Source organism: Delftia sp. 11MD, from assembly GCF_050907895.1.
GTDB lineage: Bacteria > Pseudomonadota > Gammaproteobacteria > Burkholderiales > Burkholderiaceae_C > Comamonas > Comamonas tsuruhatensis.
This window is the reverse complement of sequence record NZ_CP194333.1, coordinates 521037-542077: the sequence shown is the minus strand read 5'-3', so window position 1 is coordinate 542077 and position 21041 is coordinate 521037. Positions and strand designations below refer to the sequence as shown.

General features: G+C 70.8%; 16 protein-coding genes and 1 tRNA gene. 2 read left to right on the top strand and 15 right to left on the bottom strand.

The genetic code is table 11. The annotated features are described in order from the left end of the window. Positions 1-9 precede the first annotated feature (9 nt). The 3 genes from ACRSCF_RS02525 to ACRSCF_RS02515 all read right to left on the bottom strand — a co-directional run bounded on the left by ACRSCF_RS02525 (position 10) and on the right by ACRSCF_RS02515 (position 2068). Positions 10-942, bottom strand: coding sequence for a PhaM family polyhydroxyalkanoate granule multifunctional regulatory protein (locus ACRSCF_RS02525; protein ID WP_126313035.1), 933 nt, complete (start codon positions 940-942; stop codon positions 10-12). A gap of 142 nt (positions 943-1084) precedes the next feature. After that, complete coding sequence (locus ACRSCF_RS02520; protein ID WP_016450406.1) at positions 1085-1612, bottom strand: copper chaperone PCu(A)C; 528 nt, start codon at positions 1610-1612, stop codon at positions 1085-1087. Between the two features lie 96 nt (positions 1613-1708). After that, a complete protein-coding gene (locus ACRSCF_RS02515) occupies positions 1709-2068 on the bottom strand; it encodes a hypothetical protein (RefSeq protein WP_016450405.1) in 360 nt (119 codons plus the stop codon). A gap of 116 nt (positions 2069-2184) precedes the next feature. Between ACRSCF_RS02515 and ACRSCF_RS02510 the strand changes: the two genes are divergently transcribed. After that, entirely contained in the window at positions 2185-2847 is a 663-nt protein-coding gene (locus ACRSCF_RS02510) for a glutathione S-transferase family protein (RefSeq protein WP_016450404.1), read from the top strand. Positions 2848-2863: 16 nt separating this feature from the next. On the opposite strand, the gene recD is transcribed toward ACRSCF_RS02510, so the two are convergent. The 6 genes from recD to ACRSCF_RS02480 form a co-directional block, all read right to left on the bottom strand. Continuing rightward, the gene (gene recD, locus ACRSCF_RS02505; RefSeq protein WP_212646635.1) at positions 2864-4999 is read right to left on the bottom strand and encodes an exodeoxyribonuclease V subunit alpha; all 2136 of its coding nucleotides are present in this window, start codon (positions 4997-4999) and stop codon (positions 2864-2866) included. Continuing rightward, positions 4996-8820, bottom strand: coding sequence for an exodeoxyribonuclease V subunit beta (gene recB, locus ACRSCF_RS02500; RefSeq protein ID WP_212646636.1), 3825 nt, complete (start codon positions 8818-8820; stop codon positions 4996-4998). The genes recD and recB overlap by 4 nt, the downstream gene beginning before the upstream one ends. Next, positions 8817-12341, bottom strand: a complete 3525-nt coding sequence (recC, locus tag ACRSCF_RS02495) for an exodeoxyribonuclease V subunit gamma (protein WP_244387746.1) — start codon at positions 12339-12341, stop codon at positions 8817-8819. The genes recB and recC overlap by 4 nt, the downstream gene beginning before the upstream one ends. 77 nt (positions 12342-12418) lie before the next feature. After that, on the bottom strand, positions 12419-12871 hold the full coding sequence (locus ACRSCF_RS02490) for a CopD family copper resistance protein (protein ID WP_016450400.1): 453 nt from the start codon (positions 12869-12871) through the stop codon (positions 12419-12421). Further along, positions 12868-13314, bottom strand: coding sequence for an RrF2 family transcriptional regulator (locus tag ACRSCF_RS02485; protein WP_016450399.1), 447 nt, complete (start codon positions 13312-13314; stop codon positions 12868-12870). Before ACRSCF_RS02485 ends, ACRSCF_RS02490 begins: the two co-directional genes overlap by 4 nt. Before the next feature lie 13 nt (positions 13315-13327). Continuing rightward, positions 13328-14524: an NnrS family protein gene (locus ACRSCF_RS02480; protein ID WP_212646638.1), complete on the bottom strand. Its 1197-nt coding sequence runs from the start codon at positions 14522-14524 to the stop codon at positions 13328-13330. Positions 14525-14643: 119 nt separating this feature from the next. Between ACRSCF_RS02480 and ACRSCF_RS02475 the strand changes: the two genes are divergently transcribed. Then, positions 14644-14973: a cupin domain-containing protein gene (locus ACRSCF_RS02475; RefSeq protein WP_012202449.1), complete on the top strand. Its 330-nt coding sequence runs from the start codon at positions 14644-14646 to the stop codon at positions 14971-14973. A gap of 97 nt (positions 14974-15070) precedes the next feature. Here the strand turns inward: ACRSCF_RS02475 and ACRSCF_RS02470 are convergent. From ACRSCF_RS02470 to ACRSCF_RS02445, 6 genes are all read right to left on the bottom strand, one after another. Then, positions 15071-15146 (bottom strand) — tRNA-Phe (locus ACRSCF_RS02470). A gap of 66 nt (positions 15147-15212) precedes the next feature. Beyond that, the gene (locus ACRSCF_RS02465) at positions 15213-15887 is read right to left on the bottom strand and encodes a response regulator (protein ID WP_016450397.1); all 675 of its coding nucleotides are present in this window, start codon (positions 15885-15887) and stop codon (positions 15213-15215) included. A gap of 42 nt (positions 15888-15929) precedes the next feature. Further along, entirely contained in the window at positions 15930-18272 is a 2343-nt protein-coding gene (locus ACRSCF_RS02460) for a sensor histidine kinase (protein WP_126313041.1), read from the bottom strand. Further along, positions 18269-18952 carry a DUF4390 domain-containing protein gene (locus ACRSCF_RS02455; protein WP_016450395.1) on the bottom strand — a complete coding sequence of 228 codons (684 nt, stop codon included), beginning with the start codon at positions 18950-18952 and terminating at the stop codon, positions 18269-18271. Before ACRSCF_RS02455 ends, ACRSCF_RS02460 begins: the two co-directional genes overlap by 4 nt. Beyond that, positions 18897-20294, bottom strand: coding sequence for a 16S rRNA (cytosine(967)-C(5))-methyltransferase RsmB (gene rsmB / locus ACRSCF_RS02450; RefSeq protein ID WP_034367464.1), 1398 nt, complete (start codon positions 20292-20294; stop codon positions 18897-18899). Before rsmB ends, ACRSCF_RS02455 begins: the two co-directional genes overlap by 56 nt. Further along, on the bottom strand, positions 20291-20920 hold the full coding sequence (locus ACRSCF_RS02445; RefSeq protein WP_034367462.1) for a LemA protein: 630 nt from the start codon (positions 20918-20920) through the stop codon (positions 20291-20293). Before ACRSCF_RS02445 ends, rsmB begins: the two co-directional genes overlap by 4 nt. Positions 20921-21041: the final 121 nt, after the last annotated feature.

Genomic DNA, 21041 nt, shown 5'->3' with positions numbered 1-21041 from the left:
CCCGATCGGTCAACGCGCCGGCCGGCTCTTGGCTGCCGGCTTGCTGGCGGCCGGCGCCTTGGCTCCAGCCTTTGCAGCGGTTTTCCTGGCAGCCGCTTTGGCGGGAGCCTTGGCAGCGGTCCTGGGGGCTTCGGCCTGCACCGCAGCCTTGGCCGCCGGCTTTGCGGACGGCGCCTTGGCAGGGGAGACCGCCGCCGCCTTGCCCGCCTGCGCAGCAAAGGCGCTGGCCTGTGCCGCCATGCGGTCCATGGTGGCCTTGGCCAGGTCACCGGCCATGCCGGTGGCGCGCTGGGCGGCCGCCACGGCCTCCGGGGCCATGGGCTCGGCCATGGCCTTGGCGGCGATCTGCTGGAACTGCTGGGTCAACGCGCCCCACCACTGCATGGCCTGGCCCATGGCGGCGGCCTGGGCGGACTCGTCCTTGGGCGCCGCAGTCTCCGCGGCTGCGGGTCTGTCGGCGGCCTTGGCCGCCTCGGGGGCTGCAGGCGGCGCGGCAGCGGCCTGTGCGGGCTCGGGCTGCGGCTTTTCCTTCTTGCTCGCCCGGCTGGCGGCCGAGGACATGGGCCAGTCCGAAAGGTCGCCCTGCCCCGCGCTGGCGGCGCCCTTGGCCGCGGCGGTTGCGGCTGCAGGGAACTGGAAGGCCTGCGCCAGCTCGCCCATGCTGACGTTCATGCCCTGCAAGGTGGACAGCGTCATGCGCTGCACTTCCAGGGCCTGGATGGTGGCGGCCAGCGCCTTGCCGTTCTGGTCGAGCCAGAACTGCACGGCCTTGAGTTCGGTGATGCGCTTGTCCACCTCTTCGATGCTCACCGTGGGCGCCACCCATTCGGGCAGGCGCCCCAGGGGCCGGGCGGTGGCCGATCCTGCACTCTGGGCCAGGCCCTGCAGGAAGTCGAAACCGGGGATGAACTTGCCGAAACCGAAGGAGGACGCATCACTCATGGCAGCACTCGCTAGGACTGGGTTGGAAGAACATGCCGGTGAAGCACACCGGCCATGCGCTCAGCTTAACCCAGGCACACGCCAAGTCCATCGCAAGTCATGCACGGCCCGCTGCGCACAAACCCGGTGGATGACAAAAAGCTCAGTGGGAGTGGCCGGCATGTCCGCCGTGTCCGCCATGCGCGCCGCCCTGCGCAGCCGATGCCGCACCTGCGCCGGGCGCCATGGCGCGCACGGGGACCTGCAGGCTCAGGCGCGAGGTCTCGCCCTTGGCGTCCTTGAACACCAGGGTGATGGGTACCTGACTGTCCTTGAGCAGCGGGCTCTTGAGCTGCTGCAGCATGACGTGGTAGCCGCCGGGCTTCAGGTCCACGGCCACGCCCTTGGGCAGGTCCAGGCCGTCGATGGCGCGCATGCGCATCACATCGCCTTCCATCTTCATTTCATGCACCTCGGCCACGCCGGCGGCGGGCGACTCCACGCCCACCAGGCGCAGCGGCTCCTCGGCCGTCAGGCGCATGAAGGCGCCCGTGGCCTGCTGGCCCGGCACGCTGGCACGCGCCCAGGCGGCGTCGGCCTTGACATGGGCCGCATCGGCATGGGCATGGGCCAGGCCCATGGACAGGGAGGCGGCGATCAGGAAAGGGGTGGTCCATTGACGCAGTGTCATCACGGTTTCTCCAGAAATTTCAATGCATTGCGGCACGGTCTTCGTGCCTTGCAAAAAGGGTTGGCCAAGCGAAGGAAGCGGGAGTGAATCCGGGAGTCACCGGGGCGGGGCGCGGGCCTGGGGCAGGGCCGGCATGGCCACGCTGTGGACGGAGGCCGGGTGCGCCCGTGGCTGCGCATCTGCCACCAGCGGTGCCGGGGCCGCACTGCACCGGGCGGGCGGCGGCGCCAGCGGGGGCAGGCACAGCGGGCAGTCGATGCCGTGGCTGCCGGCAAGGGCATCGTCCTGACCGGCCGGCGAGGGCACCCAGACCGATTCGCCAGCGGCCGAGCACAGGCGCTCCCAGCCCGAGGCGCGCGCCAGCGGCGCAAACGCCGATGCCAGCGCCACGCACAGCCACAGGCCCAGCGCCCAGCGGGCGCAGGCAGCCAAGGTGGAGGGCAGGCGAAGCGGCATGGCGTCATTCTAGGGGTCTGCCCCAGGACGTCATGTCCGTGACCCCGCCAGGCCCTGCCCGCCCCTACCATCGCAGGCGCATCCCCCAGCCCTCACCAACACCCTAGGAGACACCCATGCTCACCCTGTGCGGATTCGCGGCCAGCAACTACTACAACAAGGTCAAGCTGGCCCTGCTGGAAAAGCAGCTGCCCTTCAACGAGGAACTGGCCTGGCTGGGAGAGACCGACATGGCGCTTTCTCCGCTGGGCAAGGTGCCCTACCTGCGCATCGACGACGGCCGGGGTCTGTGCGAGTCGGCCGCCATGGTCGAGTACGTGGAGACGCTGTCGCCCTCGCCGGCCCTGCTGCCGGCCGACGCCTTCGAGGCCGCCAAGGTGCGCGAGCTGTGCGTGTACCTGGACCTGCACCTGGAGCTGGTGGCGCGCATCCTCTACCCGCAGGCCTTCTTCGGCGGCCAGGTCAGCGACTCCACCCGGGAGCGCACGCTGGCCCAGCTCGACAAGAACGTGGCGGCCTTCGCCAAACTTGCGCGTTTCTCACCCTTTGTGGCGGGCGACAGCTTCACGCTGGCCGACTGCTGCGCCATCGTCCACCTGCCCCTGGTCAGCGCGGCCAGCAAGATCGTTGGCGGCCGCGACGTTCTGGCCGACCTGCCCGTGCGCGAGTACCTGGCACGCATGGCCGAGCGGCCCACGGTGCAGCAGGTCAATGCCGACCGCAAGACCAATACGGCGCTGATGATGGCCCGCTACGCCAGCGACAAGACCCCGGCCTGAGGCGCGGGGCCTTCACTCACTCCTGCAGCCAGCGCAGCAGCCCGCTGGCGCGCTGCGTGGGGCTGCCAACGGCCGAGGCCACCAGGCCCGGCACCTCGGAGAACAGCGAGAAGGCCTGGCGGGCGCGCGTGATGCCGGTGTAGACCAGCTCGCGCCCCAGCACGCTGCCGCCGCGCGAGGGCAGCACCAGGGCGGTGTGCTCGAACTCCGAGCCCTGGCTTTTGTGCACCGTCATGGCGAAGGCGGTCTCCACATGGGCCATGCGGCTGACGCCGACCGAGCGCAATTCGTCGCCCTGCAGGAAGTAGACGCGCAGCAGCTGCCCTGGCTGCCCCTGGTGCGCTCCCGGCAGCGCAATGCCGATGTCGCCGTTGAACACGCCCAGCTGCGCGTCGTTGCGCGTGACCATGACGGGACGGCCCGCATACCATTCGCCGCCTCGGCGGATCACGCCCTGCGCATCCAGGGCCTGCTCCACCGCGCGGTTGAGGCCGGACACGCCCCAATCGCCCTCGCGCACGGCGCACAGCAGCCGGAAGCGCTCGAAGGCCTGCAGCACAGCGACCACCCAGGCGCGGTGCGCTGCCTCGTCGGCGCCGGCCGCATCCGGCCGGCCCTGCAGCGCCTGGGCATAGAGGGCATAGCTGGCAAGACCGCCGCGCCCGTGCACGGCCAGTTCGGTCACGGCGTGCACGCCGCCGCCATGGCGTTCCCACAGCTCGGAACCTGCGCCGGCTTGCGTGCCGGCATCGAGCAGGGCCTGGGCCTTCACCGCCTCACCGGCATTCACGGCGTGTGCCAGCTGGCCGATGGGGCCCCCGAAGCGCCGGCTCTCGCGCAGCATGACGGTGTGCTGCGCCAGCGCTGGCGCACGATCGCCGTCGGGCGCCGCGAACTGCGGCGGCAGCCGCTGGCCCGCCACGCGCAGTGCGTAGTCCAGCGTGTCGGGCAGGTAGCGCCCGGCCTGGGCATCGCGGCACAGGTCGCCCAGCACGGCGCCCGCCTCCACCGAAGCCAGTTGGTCCTTGTCGCCCAGCAGCACCAGGCGGGCGCCGGCCGGCAGTGCCTCCAGCAGCGCCGCCATCATCTCCAGGTGGACCATGGAGGCCTCATCGACGATGAGCACGTCCACGTCCAGCTGCCGCCCTGCATGGAATCCCCAGTGCCGCGTATCGGGCCGCGCGCCCAGCATGGAGTGCAGGGTGCGCGCCGCACCCATGCGCTGCACCAGGCCCGCCAGGTCGATCTCGCCGCCCATGCTGCCCTGCAATTGCAGCAAGGCCCCGTCGATCGATTGCTTCAGCCGCGCAGCCGCCTTGCCCGTGGGGGCGGCCAGGGCCACGCGCAACTGGCCGGCATCGGGCGCCGTGGCAAACAGCAGGGCCAGCAGCCGTGCGGCGGTATAGGTCTTGCCGGTGCCGGGGCCGCCCGTGATCACCGACAGCCGGCCGCGCAGCGCCAGCGCGCAGGCCAGCTTCTGCCAGTCCACGGCGCCACCGTCCGCCGCAGGCGGGAACAGCCGGTCCAGCCAGTGGCGGGCCAGGGCTTCGTCCAGCGGCTGGCCGGCCACGGCCTGCGCCGCCGTGCGCTGGATGACGTGGGCGGCCACGGCGCGTTCGTAGTCCCAGTAGCGGCGCAGGTACAGCAGCGGCGCGGGGCCGTCTGCGCCGGCCAGCACCAGGGGCTGGCCGAGGTCCTCGCTGCCATCCTGTCCATCTACCTGCTCCCCGTGCACCACGCGCACCACGGGGCTGGCGCTCAGCGCCGCAACCCAGCCGGACAGGCGCGCAGGCAGCATCTGCCACAGGGCCTGCTGCGCGGGCAGCGCATCGGCCGGCCAGGCCAGCACGTCGTTGGGGTGGCCGGCCAGCGGCGCCAGGGGCAGGCAGCTGTGGCCGCGCCCCTCCATCTGCGCCAGCAGCGCGGCGGCCACCAGCAAGGCGGGCCCGGCCTGTGCATCCTGCCCGGCGACGAAGGAAGCCAGCGCCGCATCCAGCCGGCGCAGCAGGCCCGCGTCGGCCCAGCGGCGCAGCAGGGCCAGCACTTCATTGGTGTCTGGCGGCACGGCGCCCGGCGGTTCGCCGCCCGGCCGTTCATGGAACAGGTCCAGCGTGGCCGTATCGATGGTGCGCGAACGGGGGCGCGGGCTCATGGCAGTTCCTCCGCGTTGGCGCGGCCGGGACCGAGCAGTTCATCGAGCGCATCGAGCAAGGGCAGCTCGGGCGCCATGGCATGCATGCCACCGGCCGGGCCATCGATGCCGCGCAGAAAGTAGTACAGCGCACCGCCCAGCTGGCGCTGCGGCTCGTAGGCCGTGCCCAGCCGGCTGCGCAGCAGCCGGTGCAGGGCCAGCAGGTAGAGAGCGGCCTGCACGTCGTAGCGGTGGTGGAGCATGGCGCGGGCCAAGGCCTCCTGGCCGTAGGCGGCGCCGTCCGGGCCCAGGTGGTTGCTCTTGTAGTCAAGCACCCAGTAGCGGCCCTCGTGGCAGAACACCAGGTCGGCAAAGCCCATGAGCATGCCGTGCAGCGAGCGCTGGGGCAGCGCGGGCCGGTCCTGCCCCGGCAGGATGAAGCGCCGGCACAGCTGGTCGATGCGCTCGGCCGGCAGCTGGCGCGCGGGCAGCCAGAACTCCATCTCCGACAGTTGCGGGCCCAGCGTGGCCAGCGTGACATCGAGCGGCGCCAGCGGCTGGTGGACCACGGCCGTGAGCCAGGCCAGCAGGTCGCGCGCCTGCTCGCCCCGGCCCGCGCGCTCGCAGCGGCGCACCAGGCGATCAGCGAGCGCACCCTGGCCGTCCACGGGCAGGGCAAAGTCTTCGCCGCCCAGCCATTCCAGCTGGTCGTGCACGAAGTTGCCGACCACGGGGCCGCGCAGAAAGCGGTGCCAGACCGCAGGCCCGCCGGCCGGTCCATCCTGCAGGGGCTGCAGGCCCGCCAGGCCGGCGATGTCCGCCAGTTCCGGCGATGGCGGAGGCTCCAGCGCCTGCTCATCCTCGGCCGGGCGCTGCACGGCCACGGGCAGCACGGGCAGGCTGGGCGCGGCCATGGCACGCACCAGGGCAGAGAAGCTGCCGATGCCCCAGCGGGTGTCGAAGCGCGCGTCGTAGGCAGGGGCATCGTGCAGCGGGGTGGCGCCAGCCGGTGGCTGCCAGCGCGTGCGCTGCAGTGGCCCGGCATCCAGGTCGCGCCAGGCCATGTGCGGGTCTTCTCCGCACAGCTGCTGCAGGCCGTCAAGCCAGCCCTGGGCCGAGCGCGGCTCGGTGCCGCCCAGCAGGTAGCCGGCGGCGCCCTGCTCGTTCACGCAGGCCTTGCCGTTGCCGCGCCTGAGCGGGGCCAGGCCCAGCCACAGCGCATGGCGCGGGCGGGTGAGCGCCACGTAGAACAGGCGCAGGTCCTCGCGCAGCCGCTCGCGGTCGGCCTGGGCCAGGTCTTCGTCGCTGAAGTCCAGCAGCAGCCTGCGGGCCGGGGCGGCATCGTCTTCCCCCCCCTCCTGCGCGGACAGGGTCAGGAACGGCGTCCTGGCCCGCTCCATGGGGCGGAAGCTGCCTGCGAACGGCAGGCAGACCAGCGGGTACTCCAGGCCCTTGCTCTTGTGCACAGTGACGATCTTGACCAGGTCGGCATCGCTTTCCAGGCGCACCACCTGCTCTTCGCTGCCGCTGCCCGGCGCCTCGATCTGGGTGGCCAGCCAGCGGATCAGGGCCTGCTCGCCCTCCAGCTGGGCGCTGGCGGTCTGCAGCAGCTCGGCCAGGTGCAGGTAGTTGGTCAGGCGCCGCTCGCCACCCAGGGCCGGGTCCTGCAGCCAGCGCGCGGGCAGGTCCAGGCGGTACAGGGTCTGGCGGAGCATGGCCAGCACGCCCAGGCGCAGCCAGATGCTGTGCAGTTCGCGCAGCTGCTCGCTGCGCGCGTCAAAGGCTTCCTCGTCGGCGGCCAGCCAGGCCAGCTCGTCCAGCGACAGGCCGATGAGCCGCGTGGCCAGGCCCGCGCGCACGGCCTGGGCGTCCAGCGGCGCGGCAACGGCGCGCAGCCAGTACAGCAGGTCATGGGCCTCGTCGCTGGCGAACACCGAATCCTGGTCCGACAGGTAGACCGAGGCCACGGCGCGCGCCTGCAGTTCGCGGCGCACGGCGGCCGCCTCTCGGCCCGTGCGCACCAGCACGGCGATGTCGGCAGGCCGCAGGCGCACAAGGCGGCCATCGGGCTGCACAAAGCCGGCCTGCGGGTCGGCCAGCCACTGCACGATCTGCTCGGCGCAATGGGCCGCAAAGCGCCGCCGTACCTCGTCGGCCGACAAAGGCAGGGGGATGCCGGTGTCCTCGTCACGGCCCGCGCTCCAGGCCACGGTGAGGGCGGGCATGGCGCCGTCGCGCGTGTGCAGTTGCTCGCTGCGCCCCTGGGCGGCCACGGGCTCGAACGGCAGCGGGTTGTGGCTGCCGCGCCGGAACATGAAGGCGCCCTCGCCCGGCCGCTGCTCGGCCTGCGCGAACCAATGGTTGACGGCACCCACCAGCGCCTGGGTGGAGCGGTAGTTGGTGCCCAGCACGTAGTGGCGCCCCTCGGTGGCGCGGCGCGCCTGCAGGTAGCTGTGGATGTCGGCGCCGCGAAAGCCGTAGATGGACTGCTTGGGGTCGCCGATCAGCAGCAGGGCGCTGTGCGGGTCGTTGGCCGCCGTGCGGTAGATCTGGTCGAACAGGCGGTACTGCAGCGGCGAGGTGTCCTGGAATTCATCGATCAGCGCCACCGGGTACTGGGCCAGGATGCGCTCGCGCAGCACGGTGCCGTTGTCGCCGGCCAGGGCCGTGTCCAGGCGCTGCAGCATGTCGGCAAAGCCGAAGCTGCCGGCCTGGCGCTTGAGGTGGGCCAGCCGCTGCGCCACGCGCGCGGCCGCATGCAGGCGCACGGCCACGCTGACGGGCGGCAATTGCTCCAGCTGCACCAGCAGCGCCTGCAGCTCGGCCAGCTCCAGCGGCATGAGCACATCGCCGGCCGATCCCTTGAAGGCCTCGGCCAGGCCCTCGGGGCTGAGGCGGTGGCGCGCGGCCTCGGTCAGCGCCAGCGGACCGTCCAGCGGGGCGCGCGACCAGTCGGCCAGCGCGGCCAGCCAGCCGGTGTAGCGCGCGGGCTGCAGCTTGCGCTTGTCCCACAACGCGCCCTGCCCGTCGAGCTGTCCATCCAACCACCGCTGCAGGCGCTGGGCCTTGTCGTCCCAGCCGGCCGCCAGGGCCAGCAGGCGGCTGCGGCGCTGTTCCATGGCGCGCTGCAGGCAGTCGGCCAGGCTGCCCTCGCCCGCACCGGGCACGGGGGGCTCGCGCAGCAGGGCACGCATGTCTTCGACCAGGGCATCGACGTGGGGCCAGATCTTCAGGGCCTCGTCCAGCAGTTCGTCGGACAGCGGGTAGCACTGCTGGCGCCAGTAGTCCTGCGCGGCCTCGGTCTGTCGCTGGCTTTCGTCAGGCTCCAGCGTTTCGTCGAAGAGGTTGCCGCTGTCGAAGGCATGCTCGCGCAGCATGCGCTGGCACCAGGCGTCGATGGTGTGGATGGCCGCGTCGTCCATGCATTCAGCCGCCATGGCTAGGCGCCAGGCCGCTCGTTCACGGGCCGCGCCTTCAGGGTAGGCCTCGCGCAGCGCGTGCAGGAAGCCGTCGTGGGGCGCAGGTTCGGCCTCGCCACGAAAGCACTGCACGGCCTCGATCAGGCGCTTGCGTATGCGGTCGGACAGCTCGCGCGTGGCCGCGCGCGTGAAGGTCATGACGAGGATGTCGGGCGGCATCAGCGGGCGCTCGAAGGCCGTGCTGCTGATGCCGTCCAAGCTGCCCTCGCCATGCCCCAGCACCAGGCGCAGGTAGAGCGCAGCGATGGTCCAGGTCTTGCCGGTGCCGGCGCTGGCCTCGATCAGGCGGCTGCCCCACAGCGGAAAACGCTGTGCGTCGAGCACATGGCTGGTCACGCCGCCGGTCACTTCGCTGGTGCTCATGGTGCATCCGCCTGGTAGGGCTGGACCTGCACCTGCGCGGCCACCCAGTCGAGCAGCGGCGCGTGGACGGCATGGGCCAGTGCCTCGAAGCGCCCATCGGCGACCAAGGCCTCGAAATCGGGATAGCAGCGGGCCCAGGACGGGTCCTCGCCTTCGCCGCCGACCAGATGGCCGCCCTCATAGGCCTGCTGTGCCGCAGCGGGAAGGCCTTCGGCCATGGCCAGGCCGCTGCGCAGCGGCAGGGGCAGCGGACCGTTCTGGCCTTCGCGCCACAGGGCCATCAATGCACGCAGCCGTGCCAGCGCTTCGGAAGGGTCCATGGGCAGGACCTGCACCAGGCCGTCGCGCGCCACCACGCGCAACTCGGCCTGCGAGCCGCTGGCGGCCAGCGCCAGGCTGCGCAGGTAGACCGGCATGAGCTTGTCGGCATGGGGCCGGCCCTTGGCATTGAGCAGGTTGCGCGGGTCCAGCAGCAGCCAGCACTGTGCGTCGTCCGCCTCGGGGGGCTCTTCGGTTTCGCAGGACTGGCGCAGCCCGTCGATCCAGTCGTCGAACACCAGGCCATCGTCCTCGATCAGCAGCCGCCTGCGCGGCGCGGGATGGGCATACCGATCCAGTTGCTGGCGCCAGGCCCGCAGCGAAGGCGTGACCGAGGACTGCAGCGCCCGCGCGCCGCGCTCGCCCAGCCCCGCCAGCGGCAGCCGCCCCGAGCGCGTGAGGCGCGCCACGGCCGCTCGCACACTGTCTTCCATGGCCTGGGGCGCCTGCCCGGGCTCGGACAGGCCGGCCGCCACCTGCTGCTGCAACTGCTGCACCAGCAGGTATTCGGTCAGGCCGTCGAGCTGGAACAACTCCTCGTCCACGACCGGGTTGTCCTCCTGCTCGAAGCGCACCTGCAGGCGCTGGCGCAGGTAGGCGCGCGCCGGGTGGCGCAGGAAATCGGTGAGCCGGGCCAGCCTCAGCGGCGCCGAGGCGTCCGGGACAAAGGGCGGGCGCGGCTGCGCGGGCAGCGCAGGCAACGCGTCCGCGCCGTCAGACTGCGCATGCGCGGCCCGCCATTCGCGCGCATACGTGGTCCAGGGCGAACCTTCTTCGAAATAGCGGCGGCTGAAGGGCTGCAGCGGGTGCTGCTGCGTGCGCTGCGCCAGCAGCGGCTGGCCGCCTTCGCCGCGCCAGCCGGCCTCCAGGTAGTCGCGCAGCTGGGAGACCAGGACCGAGGGCGGCTGCTCGCTGTTGTCGCGCACATGGTGGCCGGTCCAGCTGATGTAGAGCGCGCGGCGCGCGGACAGCAGGGCTTCGAGCATGAGCTGGCGGTCATCGTCGCGGCGCGCGCGGTCGCCGGGGCGCTGCTGGCCGGGCAGCGCCATCAGGTCGAAGTCGCTGCGCGTGGCGCGGCGCGGATAGTCGCCATCGTTCATGCCCAGCAGGCAGACCACCTCGAAGGGAATGGCCCGCATGGGCATCAGCGTGCAAAAGGTCACGCCACCGGCCCGAAAGCGCTGCGACAGCGAGGGCTGCTCCAGCGCCTGCATCCAGGCCTCCTGGGCCACGCCCAGTTCCACGGCCTGCGCATAGCCGGCCTGCTCGCAGGCGCGCTGCCAGTCCGTGAGGGCGGCGTCCAGTGCGGCCAGCATGGCCTCGTCCTCATCGTCCTGCGCCTTGAAGAAGTCCTGCAGCAGCGCGCGAAAGCGCTGCGCCCAGGCCTCAGGCATGGCGGGCTGCTCGGCCTCGCGCCACCACGCCAGCATGCGCTCCAGCAGCGCGGCCAGCACGCCGGCCAGCTCGGCCGACAGGCCGCCCACTTCGTCATAGGGCTCGATGCCGCCGAAGGCCTGGCCGTCCTGCGCCACGCCGCTGGCATAGCCCAGCAGCATGCGCTGCAGGCCGAACCAGGCGCTGTTGTGCTCGCCGCAGGCCTGCAGGCCCAGGGCGCCGCGCTGCGGCGCATTGAGTCCCCAGCGGATGCCGGCCCCGGCCATCCAGCGCGTGAGCTGGGGCAGGTCGTCGGCCGCCAGACCCATGCGCGCGGCAATCGCTGGGACGTCCAGCAGGTCGCACAGCTCGCTGAGCCGGCAGCGCTGCTGCGGCAGGCGCAGCAGCCATTGCAGGGCCACGGCCAGCGGGCTGCTGGCGCGTGCGCCCAGGTCGGCAATGTCAAAGGGAATGTGGCGCGGATCATGCCTGCCGTACTGGCCGAACACCGCGCGTATCGAGGGCGCGGCGGTCTCTATGGACGGCAGCATGACTACGACGTCACGCGGTGCCAGCGGTGCCTGCCCCGGCTGCCCGGGATCCGGTGGCCGGGCCAGCATCTGCAGCAGCTGATCGTGCAGAACCTCCAGCTCGCGCACCACGCTGTGCGCGCTGTGGAACACGATGGAGCGGTCGGCCCGCGCCACCTCCAGCGGCGGGTGCTCGGCCAGCGGCACCAGGTCGCGGATGCGCTGCTGCACCTGGGCCAGCAGCGGCGCGGTGCGCAGGTCCTCGGCATCGGTTTCGTCGCACAGGTCCACGCGCGGCATCTGCAGCTGCGCGGCGGCACCCGTGGTGTCGAAGGCGTCGAGCTGGCGCACATAGTCGCGGCTTTGCCGGCCCCAGGCGGCCAGCAGCGGATGGGCGTGGGCATGCATGGCCTCCAGCGGCAGCTGCGCCAAGTCGCGGCCGCCGCGCAGCGGCTGGCGGCGCCGCGCCATGCGCAGCAGCTCGCGCCCGTCGATGGCGTCGGCCCAATGGAAGCGGCAGGGATTGGGCACGGCCAGCAGCACCTGGCTGTGGCGGGCAATGGCGGCCAGGAACTCCAGCAGGCTCAGCGGTAGCTGGCTGATGCCGAACACCACCACACGGCGCGCCAGCGGCGCGGCCGGCGGCTCGCCGGACTGCAGCGCGGCCAGCACCCTGCCCTGCAGGCGCGCGCGCGTGGCGCCGCGCTGGTCCTCGTCCAGCTCGGCCAGCACGGCGCGCCACAGGCGCGGCTGCCACAGCTGGCCTTCGGGCACCGGGGCGTCCGCCACACCAGGGCGCAAGGGCATGGGCAGCACGTCATGCCCGGCCTCCCAGGCGTCCAGCCAGTCGGCGCGGTAGATCTGGTATTGGTCGAAAAGGTCGGCCAGGCGCTGGGCCAGCTGCAGCAGCCGCTCGGGCTCGCCGGGGCGCAGAAAGCCTGCAATGGGGGCGAAGGCCGGGTCATGCAGGCACTGCGGCAGCAGGCGCATGAGCCGCCAGGTCATGGGTGTCTTGTCCAGCGGCGATTCGCGCGGCACGGCCTGGCGGCCCAGCACCTGGCGGTAGCTGCGCCACACAAAGCGCGCGGGCAGTTCCACGCGCGCGGCGGCGCACACGCCCAGCTGCTCGGCCATGCGCATCTTGAACCACTCGGCCATGCCGTTGCTCTGCACCAGCACCACCTCCGGCTCCAGCACGTCCAGCGGGTGCGCAGCCAGCCATGCCAGCACCGTATCGGCCAGCACCTCCGTCTGATTACCGTGCAGGGCGATCAAGCCCGGCTGCCAATGCGATGCCACCTCTGCGCTCCCGTGCTCCAAGCCATGCGAGCAGCGAGCTTAACGCGGTTGACACGGGCCGGGACCGCGCGGGTCCATTACCAATGCAGGTAGAACATGGCCTTGGCCAGCAGCACGATGGCCAGCACGTGGCAGAACACGCTCAGGTGCAGGCGGTGCGAGCGGCGCCCGCCCAGCACACCGCGCCGGCGCCACCACATGGCTGCCAGGAAATGTCCGAACACGCTGAGCGCCAGCCCGATCTTGAGCGCCAGCAGCAGGCCGAAGCTGCTGGCCAGCGGAGCGGCAAAGGCTGCAGCCAGTGCCGCGCGATGCTGCCAGGCCAGACCCAGCCCCGCGCCGTACAGCACCAGCAGCACCCAGGGCATGACGGCCACCGCTCGGTCGCCCAGCGCCTGCTCGGTGGCGCGCGCCACGATGGCGGGCAGGTGGCGGCGCGCCCCGGCCAACAGCACCACTTCAAAGAACACCGTACCCGCGAAGGCGATGGCAGCCAGCAGGTGCAGGGTCAGCAGCAGGCCGTAGCTCATGCGCGCCTCCTGTGCGGCAGGGGCAGCGGCAGGGATGCGGGAGCCGGCAGCAGATCGGCCAGCGTGAAGCCGTCCAGATGGGCCAGGAAGCTGTCCAGCGCCCCGCCCAGCACGCCGGCCAGCCGGCAGTCCTGCGCAAGCGTGCAGGCAGGTGGGCTGGTGCCCGTGAAGCATTCGACGATGGCAAGGTCCGGCTCCATGCCGCGCACCACGTCGCCCAGGCCGATGTCGGCCGGCGCATGGGCCAGGCGCATGCCGCCGCCCTTGCCGCGCACGGTCACGATCCAGCCGCGCAGCGCCAGCTGGTGCGTGACCTTCATGAGATGGGCTTCGGAGATGGCATGGGCCTGGGCGATATCTGCAATCGTGCACAGCCGCCCGGGGTGGCGCGCCACATGCATGAGCAGGCGCAGCGCGTAGTCGGTCATCAGGGTCAGGCGCATGGCAGGCCTGCGATCATGCCTGCCGGTCGGCACGCGGGCGCACCAGCAGCGGGGCGAAACGCCACAGGTACAGCGCAAAGGCCAATACCCAGGCAGCGGCCGAGACATGCAGCGCCGCCAGCGACAGCGCCGTGGGCAGCAGGGCCGCCAGGCGCAGCACGGCAGCGGCAATGACCAGGGCATAGGCGGCGACCATGCTGCGGTCGGTGCGCAGCGGCAGGCCCAAGTGGCCCATCGACGTCCGTGTGCACATGCCGATGATGAGCAGGGCAAAGCCGCCCGCACCGATCACATGCACGGGCCAGGCGGGGCGCAGCACCCATCCGGCCGCATGCGCGCCGGCCACCAGCAGGCCCGCACCCAGCGCCGCGTGGCCCAGGTAGAGAATCCACAGCAGCGGCACGCGGCGCACGGCCTGGGGCTTCCAGGCCAGCACCTGCCACAGGGCGATCAGGCCCGCCACGGCCAGGCCGGCGGCCAGGCCCGGCCACCAGCCCGCCAGCAGGCAGGCGATGGCCACCACGCCCGCACCCAGTTGCCACTGGCCGCTGGCCGTGTGCATGGGGATCTGCAGGCCGGACACGGCGCGCATGGCGAAGAAGGGGATCACGCGCCGCGCGATCAGCAGCGCAATCACGGCCATGCACAGCAGGCCTGCGTTGAAGCGCTGCATCAGCGCGCCGTAGTCGCCTTGCCAGATGGACCACAGGTACAGCGCATCGGCCGCGCCCAGGCCGGCCAGCAGCAGGGGCAGCCCGTAGTTGCGCCGGCTGCGCGCCACCTGAATGGCACGGCCCAGCGCCAGCGCGGCCCAGCAGAAGAAGGCCGTCTCGCACAGCGCGGCGACCGCAAAGGCCTGCGGCCCCGGCAGCAAGAAGCCTGCGCGGGCCACCAGCCACAGCAGGCACAGCGCGCCCAATGCCCGGCCCTGCAGGGGATTGCGCCCTGTCCAGTTGCTGCCTGCCGTGAACAGAAAGCCCACGGCGATGGTGGCCACGAAGGCCCACAGCATCTCGTGCGCGTGCCAGAACACGCCGGGCATGCGCCCCGCGATCCACTGCGGAGCATGGACCCACAGCGCCACCGACAGCGCGGCCCAGAGGCAGCCAAGCAGGTACAGCGGCCGAAATCCCAATTCGAGGAATGCCGTCCATTGCGGCGCCGGCTCCCGGGTTCTCAGGGGTTCCTCCAGCTCCATCCATTGCGCCATGATGTGCACTCCTTCCGGCCCGCTGCGCCTGCATAAGATGCATCCAGCGTACATCTTCAAGTGCACCGGCGAGGCGGCGGCGCAACCACCTTCTGACCCATATCAAGCAGGAGCCAAGCATGGCACTCGAACACGCAAAGCCACTGGAGGTCATCGCCCTGCACGCCCGCGACGGCATGCCCATCAGCACCAGCCTGATCCGAACGCCGAAGCTGCAGCTGCTGCGCCTGGTGCTGCCGCCCGGCCATGCCCTGCCCAGCCATCAGGTCCCCGGCGAGGCCACCATCCACTGCCTGGCGGGCGAGGCCGGCATTGCCACGCGCCTGGCCAGCCTGCGGCTGGTGGCCGGCTCGGTGGTGCTGGTGCCTGCCGGCGAGCTGCACGATGTGCACGCGCGCGGCGACCAGGGCTGCGTGCTGCTGGTGACGATTGCGGGCGCGAACGACTGAACGCGGCCGCAGCACAGGCAGGATCACGCATTGCCTGAGGCACAAAGAAAAACGGACTGCTTCTTGCGAAGCAGTCCGTAATCTTTTTCACTGTATCTGGTGGCCTGGGACGGAATCGAACCGCCGACACAAGGATTTTCAATCCTCTGCTCTACCGACTGAGCTACCGGGCCGAGAACTAGATTATATGCAGGATTTTTTGACCCAAAAACGAAAAAGCCAAAATTCCTTCAAAAAGTCTATCCGCGCTTGTTGCGGCCCAGGTCCACGCCCAGCTGGCGCAGCTTGCGGTACAGGTGGGTGCGCTCCAGGCCGGTCTTCTCGGCCACGCGGGTCATGGAGCCGCCTTCGCGCGCCAGGTGGAACTCGAAGTAGGCCTTCTCGAAACCGTCGCGCGCCTCGCGCAGGGGGCGGTCCAGATCGAAACCCTGGTGTGCATGCGGCACGTTGTTGTCCACCGGCACACGGCTGGCCGCAGGCGTGACGACGGCTGCGATGTCGGCGGGCTCGGCCACTGCGGCAGGCGCTGCAGCCGGCGCCTGGCTGGCGGCATTGCGCGCCAGGCCCTGCTCCACCGCCTTGAGCAGCTTCTGCATGGTGATGGGCTTTTCCAGGAAGGACAGCGCACCGATGCGCGTGGCCTCCACCGCCGTCTCGATGGTGGCGTGGCCGCTCATCATGATGACCGGCATGGTCAGCTGGCCCGCCGAGGCCCATTCCTTGAGCAGCGATACGCCATCGGTGTCGGGCATCCAGATGTCGAGCAGCACGAGGTCGTAGGTGTTGGAGGCGCGCGCCGTGCGCGCCTGGCCGGCGTTCTCGGCCACGTCCACACTATGACCTTCGTCGTTGAGGATTTCCGACAACAAATCCCGGATCCCCAGTTCGTCGTCGACCACCAGTATGTTTGCCATGTGTCTTAAGCCTATGTGCTGAGGCGCGGGGGGGCGTCAGGCCTATCCTGTACGCTCAGGCGCAAATGATAGCGACACTTGCGCACCTTGAATCACCCCGCCGTCGTCCCTGTTGCCCAGGTCGATGCGGGCGCCATGCTCGTCTGCGATTTTCTTGACCACGGCCAGGCCCAGTCCGGTGCCCCGCGCCTTGGTCGTGACATAGGGCTCGAAGGCCCGTTGAAGGATGTTGGCCGCGAAGCCCGTGCCGCTGTCGCTGATGCTCAGGCGCACGCGGCGCGTGGACTCATTCCAGCGCGTCTCTATGGTCACGGGGCCGGGGGGCTGGCCGCTTTCCTGCGCACGCTGGGCCGTGGCGTCCTGGGCATTCTGCAAAAGATTGTGAATGACCTGGCGCAGCTGCTGGCCATCGCCGGAAATCGGCGGGCATTGCGGGTCCAGCACACACTCCACGCGCACTTCGGCGTTCTCTTCACCGTACAGCTGCAGCACGTCGGTCACCAGCGCGTTGAGGTCCAGCGACTGCAGATTGGCGGCAGGCAGGCGCGCGTAGTCGCGGAATTCATCGACCAGGCGCTTCATGGCGCCGACCTGATCGACGATGGTCTTGACGGACTTGGCCAGCAGCGCCTGGTCAGCCGGCTGCAGCTTGTCGGTCAGCCGCATGGCCATGCGCTCGGCCGACAGCTGGATGGGCGTGAGCGGGTTCTTGATCTCATGGGCCACACGGCGCGCGACCTCGCCCCAGGCCTGGGCGCGCTGGGCCGAGACGATCTCTGAGATGTCGTCGAAGACCAGCAGCCGCTGCGCATCGGGCAGTTCCGCACCGCGCATGACCAGGGTGGTGGTGTGCTGGATGACGCCGCCATCGGTGGAGGCATGCAGCTCATGCACCAGTTGCCAGCGATCGCGCCCCTGCTCGCCCAGGAAGAGCGCGAACTGCTCCTGCACGACTTCGCCGAACTGCTCCAGCCCCGGCACCTGGGACAGCGCCCGTCCTTCATGGACGGCCATGGGCGCGCGCAGTATGCGCGTGGCCCCGGGATTGCTCAGGACGATGGCGCCCCGCGCGTCCAGCACGATGACGCCCGATGTGAGGTTGTCGAGGATGGTCTGCAGGTTGCCGCGTGCGGCATCGAGCTGGCCCATGCTGCGGTTGGCCTCGGCGCGCGCATCGGCCAGTTGCTGGGTCATGAGCGCGAAGGAGCGCGTGAGCCCGCCGATCTCGTCGCGCGTCTGCAGCGCCGGCTTGGGCCGCAGGTCGCCGCGCGCCACGTCGCGCATGCCCTGGGCCAGCAGCAGCAGCGGCCTGGCCAGCTGGTTGCCCAGCACGATGGCCAGAACCACGGCGCCGAAGACCGCCAGGAACAGGCTGAGCGTGAGCGTGCCTATGTACATGCGCTGCAGGCCGCCGCGTGCCAGCGCGCGTTCCTGGTATTCGCGGTTGGCGGCCTGCACGGCAAGGGCGTTGGTCACCAGCGCCTGCGGCAGTGCAATGGTGGCCTGCAAATAACGCGGCTCGGTCAGCAGTCCCACGCTGGGGTTGGGAACCACGGCCAGCGTGCGGACCTGGGCATTCGGCGCTGTGGCACCCGGCTGGGCCGTGCCGTCGTCGTCCAGTCCTTCGATGCTGGCCACGGCGCGCTGCTCGCGCAGCGAGCGCAGCATTTGCGCGCTGGGGCGTTCGGGCTGCAGGTTGAAGCGCGACTGGCCTGCGCTGGCGATGGCGCGCAGGCCGGGGAAGTCGCCGCTGCGCGTGGTCTGCGAGGGCCCCATGACGGCAAGCTCCGACGCACTCCAGAGCACGACATCGGTGGCACCCAGCTGGTCGCGCACGCGCTCCAGGATCAGCGCGGCGCCCGCATCGGAGACCTGGGACAGCTGGGCGCCTGCGGTGCGCGTGTTGTTGGCCATGTCGTTGGCCACGGTCTCCAGCGTGGAGCTGGCCAGGCTCACGCCTGCCGACAGCGCACCCTCGACCTGCACGTCGAACCAGCTCTCGATGGAGCGCGAGACGAACTGGTAGGAAACGATGTAGATCAGCAGGCCCGGCACCAGTCCCACCAGCGTGAAGATGCCGGCCAGCTTGAGCAGCAGGCGGCTGCCGAAGCGCCCCCGCTGCAGGCGTATGGCCAGGCGGATGCCGCCCCAGACCAGGATGGCCAGCAGCAGACCGGCCACGACCACGTTGGCGGCGAACAGCCAGTTGTAGTTGCGCTCGTAGTCCAGCCGGTTGTTGGTGGCCAGGGTCAGCAGGAACAGCAGCAGCACGCCGACCAGCCCCATGAGACCGGCGCCCACGCCCACGGCCCAGCGCGTGCCGCGCGACAGGCCGGCCGAGGCCGGCAGGGCCATGCGTTCGTCGGCGTCGGTGTCCCGGTTCATGGCGCGTCTTCCAGCATCTGGGCGCGCGACAGCTGCAGGTTCCAGCCCGAGCGGCCCAGCGCACCGATCTGCAACGGCCTTGGCAGCTGGGACAGGTCGATGCGAAAGCGCAGCTGCACCGAGACACCCGACTGCGTGGGTGCCGTGTCCATGATTTTCCAGCGCGAGATGCGCCGCATGGAGGACAGCGCATCTTCCAGGGTCTCGAAGGTCTGGCCCAGGGCCAGCCCCAGCCCGGCGCTGGAGAAGGGGGTATTGGAGATGTGCAGGCGCCAGCGGCGTGTCAGCGGCTGGTGGCTGAGGCGGTAGTGGCGGCTGGCGGTGGCCAGTTGCTGATCGGACCAGTACCAGCGCTCACGCTGGACCTGGGCCTCGGCCACGAAGTACATGGGAATGCCCTGGCGCAGCGCGTCGTCGATCTGGTAGGGCAACTCGAACTGGAGATTGGCGGACAGCAGCAGACCATCGTCGGAGCGCTCGAGCTGCATGGATCCGATCTCGGCGGTCAGCGCATCGGCCCTGGCCTGCAGGCCCAGGCCGGCCAGCACGGCGGCCAGCACAAGTGCCCCGGCCAGCCGCGCCAGCAGGCGCAGCCAGGCTGGCGACCTGGTCCGGGGACGGGGGTCAGCGCGTCTTTTGCAGCAAGGCGTAGAAGAAGCCGTCGTGGTCACCCAAAGCATTGTCAGCCAGCATGCCGGCTTTGTAGTCCTTGCCCGGGATTAAATGCCCTGGCGCCGGCAGTGTTCGCGCCTCACTGTTGCGTGCAACAAACGCTTGAACCTGTGCCTCGCCCTCTTGCCTGAAGACCGAGCAGGTGCAGTACAGCAGGCGCCCGCCAGGCTGCAGCAGGGGCCACAGGGTGTCGAGCAGCCGGGACTGGATCTGGGCCAGCTGGTGCACATCGCTTTCGCGGCGCAGCCAGCGCACGTCGGGCTGGCGCCGCACGATGCCCGAGGCCGTGCAGGGCGCGTCCAGCAAGATGGCGTCGAACAGCTGGCCGCCGCATTGCGCCTCGAACCACTGCGCAGGCTGGGACGCATCGGCCACGACCACTTGCGCCTGCAACTGCAGCCTTCCCAGCGTGTCCTCGATGCGCGCGGCGCGCTCGGCGTCTATCTCCAGCGCCGTGACCTGCAGGGTCTGCGGCGCTGCGTATTCCAGCAGGTGGGCCGTCTTGCCACCGGGGGCGGCGCAGGCATCAAGTACCCGCAACGCTCGGCCGGCGGGCTGCTCCAGCCCTTGCAGCAGCAGCGGTGCGGCCAGTTGCGCCGCCGCATCCTGCACGGAGGCCAGGCCCTGATCGAAGCCCGGCAGGGATTGCACGGGCAAGGCCTGCTGCAGTTGCAGGCCGCTGTCGGCCACGGCAAGCGATGGCACGTCCATGGCCTGCAGCGCCGCCTGGTACTGCGCGCGGTCTGCCCTTTGGCGATTGACGCGCAGCGTCATCGGAGGCTGCTCGTTGCTGGCCTGCAGGATGGCCTGCCAGTGATCGGGATGGTCCTTGCGCAGGCGGGCAATCCACCAGGCGGGATGGTTCCAGACCGCCTGCGGCTGGGCTTCGGTGGCGGCGACCAGGGCATCGCGCTCGCGCAGAAAGCGGCGCAGGCAGGCGTTGACAAAGCCGGACTGCGCGCGGGTCGGCCCCTGCTTGGCCGCTTCCACGGCCTGGTTGACCAGGGTGAACGGCGGGTATGGCGCGCGAGATTCATCCCAGGCCAGGGCCAGGGCGGTGTTCAGCAACGCGCTGACGCGCGGCGGCGGGTTGCGCGAGGCCAGCTGCTTTTGCAGCGCCTGGGCACGGCCCAGCTGGCGCAGCACCTGGAACAGCAGGGCCTGCACGCCGGGACGCAGCGGCTGCGGCACACGCGCCAGCACGCTGCGGCTGGACTGGCCTTCGAGCACGGCCTGCAGGCATTGGGCGACGGCGTCGAGCTGCTGCCAAAGAGGAGGTGCGGCCGGTGCGGCATGCGCCTGCGAGGGCGCCGCAGCGCGGCGCGGGGAAGAATGCGTGCGTTGGTTCATGTTCCACTTTCCTGCACCTTGCTGGGCGCAGGTTCGACCAGCAGGCTGCGCACCGGGCGAAAGCCCAGCAGCCAGGCCAGCAGCCTGGCCGGATATTGCGCGATGGCGGCGTTGTAGCGCTCGGCCGCGGCGTTGAATTGCTGCAGTCCCAGGCGGTTGCGCACCTGGTGCTCGGTCCAGCGCTGCTGCCAGGGCTGCAGCGGTTCGGGGTCCGGCGACGGGACATCTGATGGCGCAGTGCCAGTGCCAGCGGCGCCGGCGCCGGTGTCAACGGCGACCTTGGTCATGGCCTGCCAGGCCACCTCCAGCGCCGAGCAGGCATGCTCCAGCGAGGCCAGCGCGCTCTCGCGCAGCGGCCGGCCACGGGCATCGACCAGCGCCGCCTGCAACTGCGCGGCGGTCTGGTGCAGCGCGGCCTGGGCATGCACAAGGGCGGGGCTTTGGCCTTCGCCCTTGGGCTGTGCCTCGAAGGCCTGCAGCATGGCATGCCACTGGCCCAGGTATGCATCGAGCGTACCGAACTGCTGCACGCAGCCGCTGCGCAGCCGGGCCAGCCGGTTGTATGCGCCGACGGCCCAGAACACCAGCAGTGCCAGCAGCATCCATTCAAGAGACAAGGACCACATCGTCTGCAATGGCCCGGCCGGAAGCTGGTCCGGCCGAACTCTGGTTATTCCCAAAGAAAAACGCTCCCGCCTGCGCAGGGCAGGCCGGGAGCGTCACATCATCAAGCACTTGCGCCATGCA

What these genes read in the sequence shown, in the direction of transcription:
- rsmB (WP_034367464.1), bottom strand. Translation starts at nt 20,294, where the DNA reads ATGAACCAACGCACGCATTCTTCCCCGCGCCGCGCTGCGGCGCCCTCG.
- recD (WP_212646635.1), bottom strand. Translation starts at nt 4,999, where the DNA reads ATGAGCCCGCGCCCCCGTTCGCGCACCATCGATACGGCCACGCTGGAC.
- ACRSCF_RS02460 (WP_126313041.1), bottom strand. Translation starts at nt 18,272, where the DNA reads ATGAACCGGGACACCGACGCCGACGAACGCATGGCCCTGCCGGCCTCG.
- ACRSCF_RS02455 (WP_016450395.1), bottom strand. Translation starts at nt 18,952, where the DNA reads ATGCTTTGGGTGACCACGACGGCTTCTTCTACGCCTTGCTGCAAAAGA.
- ACRSCF_RS02515 (WP_016450405.1), bottom strand. Translation starts at nt 2,068, where the DNA reads ATGCCGCTTCGCCTGCCCTCCACCTTGGCTGCCTGCGCCCGCTGGGCG.
- ACRSCF_RS02525 (WP_126313035.1), bottom strand. Translation starts at nt 942, where the DNA reads ATGAGTGATGCGTCCTCCTTCGGTTTCGGCAAGTTCATCCCCGGTTTC.
- ACRSCF_RS02480 (WP_212646638.1), bottom strand. Translation starts at nt 14,524, where the DNA reads ATGGCGCAATGGATGGAGCTGGAGGAACCCCTGAGAACCCGGGAGCCG.
- ACRSCF_RS02445 (WP_034367462.1), bottom strand. Translation starts at nt 20,920, where the DNA reads ATGTGGTCCTTGTCTCTTGAATGGATGCTGCTGGCACTGCTGGTGTTC.
- recB (WP_212646636.1), bottom strand. Translation starts at nt 8,820, where the DNA reads ATGAGCACCAGCGAAGTGACCGGCGGCGTGACCAGCCATGTGCTCGAC.
- ACRSCF_RS02510 (WP_016450404.1), top strand. Translation starts at nt 2,185, where the DNA reads ATGCTCACCCTGTGCGGATTCGCGGCCAGCAACTACTACAACAAGGTC.
- ACRSCF_RS02520 (WP_016450406.1), bottom strand. Translation starts at nt 1,612, where the DNA reads ATGACACTGCGTCAATGGACCACCCCTTTCCTGATCGCCGCCTCCCTG.
- ACRSCF_RS02465 (WP_016450397.1), bottom strand. Translation starts at nt 15,887, where the DNA reads ATGGCAAACATACTGGTGGTCGACGACGAACTGGGGATCCGGGATTTG.
- ACRSCF_RS02490 (WP_016450400.1), bottom strand. Translation starts at nt 12,871, where the DNA reads ATGAGCTACGGCCTGCTGCTGACCCTGCACCTGCTGGCTGCCATCGCC.
- ACRSCF_RS02475 (WP_012202449.1), top strand. Translation starts at nt 14,644, where the DNA reads ATGGCACTCGAACACGCAAAGCCACTGGAGGTCATCGCCCTGCACGCC.
- ACRSCF_RS02485 (WP_016450399.1), bottom strand. Translation starts at nt 13,314, where the DNA reads ATGCGCCTGACCCTGATGACCGACTACGCGCTGCGCCTGCTCATGCAT.